Source organism: Sphaerotilus uruguayifluvii, assembly GCF_013294065.1.
Classification (GTDB): Bacteria; Pseudomonadota; Gammaproteobacteria; order Burkholderiales; family Burkholderiaceae_C; genus Sphaerotilus; species Sphaerotilus uruguayifluvii.
Genome location: NZ_JABSNM010000040.1, coordinates 1 through 5,572 on the forward strand (window position 1 = coordinate 1; position 5,572 = coordinate 5,572).

The 5,572-nt window shown below is 66.7% G+C and carries 7 protein-coding genes and 1 pseudogene; 6 read left to right on the forward strand and 2 right to left on the reverse strand.

Features of this window, described 5'->3' with window-relative positions; genetic code table 11:
- Positions 1–156, reverse strand: a 156-nt coding sequence (locus tag HNQ01_RS22650) for a transposase (RefSeq protein ID WP_353621756.1), incomplete at its 3' end; no start/stop codon positions are given.
- Between HNQ01_RS22650 and HNQ01_RS22020 the strand changes: the two are divergent.
- Positions 143–676: pseudogene (locus HNQ01_RS22020) on the forward strand (IS630 family transposase); the annotation flags it as partial. The gene HNQ01_RS22650 and the pseudogene HNQ01_RS22020 overlap by 14 nt on opposite strands.
- A 428-nt stretch (positions 677–1,104) precedes the next feature.
- Here the strand turns inward: HNQ01_RS22020 and HNQ01_RS22025 are convergent.
- Positions 1,105–2,019, reverse strand: a complete 915-nt coding sequence (locus HNQ01_RS22025) for a LysR substrate-binding domain-containing protein (RefSeq protein ID WP_200899120.1) — start codon at positions 2,017–2,019, stop codon at positions 1,105–1,107.
- A gap of 131 nt (positions 2,020–2,150) precedes the next feature.
- Between HNQ01_RS22025 and HNQ01_RS22030 the strand changes: the two genes are divergently transcribed.
- From HNQ01_RS22030 to HNQ01_RS22050, 5 genes are all read left to right on the forward strand, one after another.
- Positions 2,151–3,197 (forward strand): YeiH family protein, encoded by a 1,047-nt coding sequence (locus tag HNQ01_RS22030; RefSeq protein ID WP_066708475.1) that lies wholly within the window; start codon positions 2,151–2,153, stop codon positions 3,195–3,197.
- Positions 3,198–3,314: 117 nt separating this feature from the next.
- Positions 3,315–3,755 (forward strand): nuclear transport factor 2 family protein, encoded by a 441-nt coding sequence (locus tag HNQ01_RS22035; RefSeq protein WP_066708472.1) that lies wholly within the window; start codon positions 3,315–3,317, stop codon positions 3,753–3,755.
- Between the two features lie 39 nt (positions 3,756–3,794).
- On the forward strand, positions 3,795–4,322 hold the full coding sequence (locus HNQ01_RS22040) for an RNA polymerase sigma factor (RefSeq protein ID WP_173807652.1): 528 nt from the start codon (positions 3,795–3,797) through the stop codon (positions 4,320–4,322).
- The gene (locus tag HNQ01_RS22045; protein ID WP_066708469.1) at positions 4,319–5,161 is read left to right on the forward strand and encodes an anti-sigma factor family protein; all 843 of its coding nucleotides are present in this window, start codon (positions 4,319–4,321) and stop codon (positions 5,159–5,161) included. Before HNQ01_RS22040 ends, HNQ01_RS22045 begins: the two co-directional genes overlap by 4 nt.
- Positions 5,162–5,164: 3 nt before the next feature.
- Positions 5,165–5,539: a hypothetical protein gene (locus HNQ01_RS22050; protein WP_173807653.1), complete on the forward strand. Its 375-nt coding sequence runs from the start codon at positions 5,165–5,167 to the stop codon at positions 5,537–5,539.
- Positions 5,540–5,572: the final 33 nt, after the last annotated feature.

The window sequence follows — 5,572 nt, forward strand, 5'->3', positions numbered from 1 at the left end:
CAATTCGTCGTCGGTGGGCGCATCCGCCTCAATGAAGGCCGGCGAACCATCGGCGTCGCAGCAGTACACCCCGTCCAGTACCAGACAGTGCAGGTGGATGTTGAGGTTGGCGGCCGAGCCAAAGCGCTGGATCAGCGTGACGGAGGGAGCCGAAATTCACTGGGGCGACGAGAGTGGACTGCGCAGCGACGATGTACGCGGCCGTGGTTTTGCGCCCAAGGGCCAGACGCCGGTGGTGCGGGTCAACAACAAGCGCCACAACCTGTCGGTCATCTCCACCGTGACCAACAAAGGGCAGATGCGCTGGCGCATCTTTGACGGGGCGCTCAACACCACAATCCTGATCGACTTCCTGCGCCGGCTGATCAAGGGACAGACCAAGAAGGTGTTCCTGATCCTGGACAACCTGCGGGTGCATCATGCCAAACCGGTCAAGGCCTGGCTGGCCGAGCATGCCGATGCAATCGAGGTGTTCTACCTACCGAGCTATAGCCCGGAGTTGAACCCGGATGAGATGGCCAATGCGGATATCAAGCAGGCGGTCACGAAGCTGGCACCGGCGCGAACGAAGCTGCAACTGGCCAAAGCCACAGCCAAGCACCTTCGCAGCGTGCAACGCCAGCCCGAGCGCATCCGCAAGTACTTCGAGCACGCCACGGTACGCTATGCGGCTTGAGTCAAGTTAATTGAGGCCGGATCAATAGCAATGTCCCTCAGCCCACCTGATCATCTGCAACGGGCAAGCGCACGTACGCGCCGCTGCGATGATCAGGCGCGGGAGGGTGGTTTTAAGATCGAATCGGCGATTGAAGCAATAAGCCACTTCGGCAGTCGTCGCTGCGGATCGCGTTCCGCGAATCGCTGCCGTCAGAGCCACTCGCCGAACTTTTCCACCTTGTCGTCGCCGGCCTGCGGTCGGTCAGGCAAGACCAAGTGCTCGTATCCCTGCCTGACGGCCTGGTCTCGGATCGCGTGCACCCGGGAAACGGCATCTACGAACTCCTGCTCGGTCAGCTTGTGAATGCGATCTGGTGCCAGTAACTCGCGCAGCTCAGACGACTACTCCTGAAGGCAACGACAGCAGAGCGGCCCGCTCGCGCCCGGTCAGTGCGCGAGCGGGCGCGCCAGCGCCTCACGCCAGGCCAGCACCAGCGGCGACGGCGGACGGCCCTTCAGTTCCACGCGCCACAGGAGCCGGACCAGCTTGGGTGCGCCTGATAGCTTGAGGGCAGCCACTTCACGCAGCGCCAGCAGCTCGCGCACCACGCGCATCGGCAGCAGTGCCACCCCCAGGCCGGCCGCGACGGCGCGGGCGATGCCTTCGTTGCTGCCGATCTCTATGCATCGCTGTGGCCGGATCGCGAGTTCGTGCAGCAGCCGGTCGGCCACGTCGCGGGTGCCGGAGCCCGGCTCGCGCAGCAGCCAGATCTCGCTGCTCAGTGTGGCGGCGGTGAGGCGTCGGCTGCGCGCCAGCGGCGAGTGCACGCCAGCGACGACGCACAGCGGCTCCTCGCGCCACGTGTGCGCTGCAAGACGCGGGTCGTGCACATCGCCCTCGACCAGACCGATGTCGATGCGGCAGTCGAGCAGGGCCTCGCAGACCATCTGCGTGTTGCCCTGAACCACTTGCACATCGACGGCTGGATGGCGATGCACAAAGTCCGCCAGCAGTTGGGGCAGCCAGTAGGCACCCACGGTGGTGCTGGCCCCCACCCGCAGGCGACCGCGCTGCAGCCCCACGCGCGCCTGCACGTCTTCGATCGCGGCCCGCTCCAGCGCAAAGATGCCCCGTGCATGCTCGAACACCGCCGCACCGTCCGGCGTCAGTTGCACGCCCCGGGCGCTCTTGGGGCCGCCCGCGCCACGTTCGAGCAAGGGTAGGCCGATCTGGCATTCCAGCTCGCGCACGGCTTTGGAGACAGCGGGCTGGCTGATGAACAGGGCCTCGGCCGCGCGCGAGAAGCTTCGCAGCTCAGCCACAGTGAAGAACACGCGCAGCAGGTGAAGATTCAGTCGCATAACTTAAAGTTACGTTTTCTTGAAAAGAATGTATTGGACTCATGGTACCAGATGCAGGAAGCTGACGTGCATCGCGGCGCTCATAGCGGTCTCTAAGCGCCAGCCAACGTTTTCCGTGAAGGAGTCCGACCATGTCCACCTCGTTGTCCGCCACGACCTCTGCGCCTCCGACCTGGAGGACGCGTGCCTGGTGGCAAGGCCTGGCGCTGGCGGGGCTACTTGCCGCCGCCGCCATGGTGGCGGCGCAGACGCCTTGGGCGGGGCGCTGGGGCCTGTCGGCGCTGACGCTGGCCATCGTGCTGGGCATCGTGGCCGGCAACACGTTCTTTCCGGCCATCGCCGCGCACACGGCTGCCGGGGTCGATTTCTCCAAGAACCGGCTGCTGCGCGCGGGCATCGTGCTGTACGGTTTTCGCATCACCTTCCAGCAGATCGGCGCCATCGGCTGGGCCGGCGTGGTGATCGATGCGCTGATGGTGGCGCTGACCTTTGTTCTCGCGCTGCAGCTGGGCACGCGCGTGTTCAAGCTGGACCGGCAGACCTCGATGCTGATCGGCGCGGGCAGCGCGATCTGCGGCGCCGCCGCCGTGATGGCCGCCGAGCCGGTGGTGCGCGCGCAGGCGCACAAGGTGTCGGTGGCCGTGGCCACGGTGGTCGTGTTCGGCACGCTGGCGATGTTCGCCTACCCGCTGCTGTACCCGTACCTGCACCTGTCCGAGCAGGCCTATGGCGTGTACGCGGGCTCGACGATCCACGAGGTGGCGCAGGTGGTGGCCGCCGGGCGCAGCGTCAGCGAGCCGGCCGCCGCCACGGCCGTCATCGTCAAGATGCTGCGCGTGATGATGCTTGCGCCGTTCCTGCTGGCGCTGTCAAGGGCCGACCGGGCCGACGGACAGGGTGGCGCGGCCCGCATCACCATTCCCTGGTTCGCGCTGGTGTTCATCGCCGCCGCCGGCGTGAATTCGCTGGGGTGGCTGCCGCCGCAATGGGTCGCGGCCCTGGTGCAGCTCGACACCGTGCTGCTGGCCATGGCGATGGCCGCGCTCGGGCTGCGTACCCACGTGGGAGCCATCCGCCAAGCGGGCCTTAAGCCCTTGCTGCTGGCGGCCACGCTGTTCGGTTTTCTGATGGTCGGCGGCTATGGTGTGAACCGGGCCGTCAGCCACTGGCTGGGGTGAAGCATGCCGCGATGAGGCGATGAGTTTTGCGCCCAGGCGGGAATAAACCGGCCGACGCTCCCGTATACCTCAATGTCAACCTCATTTCTTCCACCCACGTACTAAGGACTACCGATCATGAAACGACTCACCGCCACCGCCACCGCCACCGCTTTCGCTCTCGCGACCCTGTTCAGCGGCACGGCGTTCGCCGGACCCGCCGACGATGCCAGGACGCACTTTCAGGCCATCGGCTCGGGCGACCTCGCCGTGCTGATGCGGGGCTACGCCGACAACGCCCAACTCACCTGGGTCGGTGGTCCGCTGGATGGCAGCTACGCGGGCGCTGACGCGATCCGCGGGGTCTGGGAGAAGTTCACCAAGTCGCAAGGGACTCTGAAGGTGTCGATCGACAAGGTGGAGGAATCGGCCAACCCCAAGGGCGCCACCGTGACGGCCAACGTGCAGTTCGAGGGCAAGCAGCCGATCAAGGTGCGCTACGTTCTGACCTATCGCGACGCCAAGATCGTCAACGAAACCTGGCAGATCGATCCGAAACTGTCAGTGGCCAGTTACTGAGCAGCCACGGGCGACGGCAGCGAACGGCGTCGGTGCGCGATGAAGGCCCAGGACGTGGCGTTGACCGAGGCGGGCGCGCTGATGGTGGCGGCCCTGCCGCGCCTGCGGCGCTACGCTCGCGCGCTGGTCGGCGACCACGCCGCTGCCGACGATCTGGTGCAGGACGCTCTGGAGCGGGCCTGGGCCCGCATCGACAGTTGGCGGCCGGACGGCGACATGCGCGCTTGGCTGTTCAGCATTCTGCACAACCTGCATGTGGACCAGCGCCGCCGGCCCGCCGTGGTAGCCGTGCCGCTGGACGAAGAAGCGCTGGCGTCGCCGGTCAGGGCTTCACAGACCGACGGCCTCGAAATGAGAGATCTCGAAATTGCACTGCGGCAGCTCCCGCCCGAGCAGCGCGAGGTGCTGCTGCTGGTGGCGCTGGAGGACATGAGCTACGACGAGATCGCGCGCACGCTCGGTGTGCCGCTGGGCACCGTGATGTCGCGGCTGTCGCGTGGCCGCGCGCGCCTGCGCGGCGTGATGGAGGGACGCATCCAACCCACGGCATTGAAGGTGGTGAAATGAACCCGTTGCCCATCACTGAAGCGGATCTGCATGCCTTTGTCGACGGCCTGTTGCCCGAATCCCGGCGCGCCGAGATCGAAACCTACCTGGCCGAGCGCCCGCAGGAGGCGCAGCGCTTGCAGGCCTACCGGCAAGACAAACAGGCGATCAAGGCGCTGTACGGCGCGGTGCTGGACGAAGCCGTCCCCGACACCTTGCTGCACGCGGCCCGGGCGCCGCGTACGCGCGCCGCTGCACGCCACGCGGGTGCACGCCTGCCGCGCTGGTCGCTCGAACGCGTGGCGGCAGGCTTTGCGTTGGTGTTCTTCGGCGCAGGCGCCGGCTGGGTGGGGCGCGGCGCATGGCAAACCGCGGAGATGCTCGCGCAGTCGTCCCGTGGGCCGGCGGTCATCGTCAACGCGGCGGCCGGCAGCCTGCCGCGGCAAGCGGCCATCGCGCACGTGGTCTACAGCCCCGACGTGCGGCGACCGGTGGAGATCGGCGCCGACCAGGAAGACCAGTTGGTCGCCTGGCTGTCCAAGCGCTTGGGCGCGAAGATCCGCCCCCCGAAGCTGGGTGCACTGGGCTACGAACTGATCGGCGGGCGCCTGTTGCCCGGATCGAGCGGCCCGGTGGCGCAGTTCATGTACCACGACACCACGGGGCAGCGCCTGACGCTGTACGTCACGAACGAGCAAGCATCCAATCAGGATACCGGCTTCCGCTTCGCGCAGGAGGGGCCGGTCAATGTGTTCTATTGGATCGACGGCAAGTTCGGTTACGCCTTATCGGCCGGCATCGACAAAGGCGAGCTGGCGCGCATCGCCACGGCCGTCTACGCCCAACTTCAACCGAGCTGATCCATGCAGCCTCTCGCTTTCAAGATGACATCACCGAGACCCGCCCGCCAGTGGGCGATGGCGGCGCTGGCCATGCTGGCGAGCCTGCCGGCCCTGGCGCAGCATGCTCATTCCCCAGCGGCCGAAGCGCAGACACCGCCCCCGCCGAGCTTCGTGGCCAGCACCGCCAAGTCCTTCGCCCAGTTGATGGACGACGCGATGGCGGTCATGCGCATAGGAATTTCAAACGGTCTGGTCTGTGAAAAGCCTGGAAAGCCCGACTCAGCCCTGGGTGGGCAGCCGATGCCTGCCTGGATGGCTTGGAACTGGCGCCTGGGCCGTTGCCTTGTCTGGATTCGGCCCGCCCTGACGGCTCGCCTCGCGCTCGTTGGGCCTTGATCTCGGGGTTGACCCTGTGTTTTCCGCCATCCA

Coding starts and splice junctions, on each gene's coding strand:
- HNQ01_RS22025 (WP_200899120.1), bottom strand. CDS start 2,019: ATGCGACTGAATCTTCACCTGCTGCGCGTGTTCTTCACTGTGGCTGAG.
- HNQ01_RS22030 (WP_066708475.1), top strand. CDS start 2,151: ATGTCCACCTCGTTGTCCGCCACGACCTCTGCGCCTCCGACCTGGAGG.
- HNQ01_RS22035 (WP_066708472.1), top strand. CDS start 3,315: ATGAAACGACTCACCGCCACCGCCACCGCCACCGCTTTCGCTCTCGCG.
- HNQ01_RS22040 (WP_173807652.1), top strand. CDS start 3,795: ATGAAGGCCCAGGACGTGGCGTTGACCGAGGCGGGCGCGCTGATGGTG.
- HNQ01_RS22045 (WP_066708469.1), top strand. CDS start 4,319: ATGAACCCGTTGCCCATCACTGAAGCGGATCTGCATGCCTTTGTCGAC.
- HNQ01_RS22050 (WP_173807653.1), top strand. CDS start 5,165: ATGCAGCCTCTCGCTTTCAAGATGACATCACCGAGACCCGCCCGCCAG.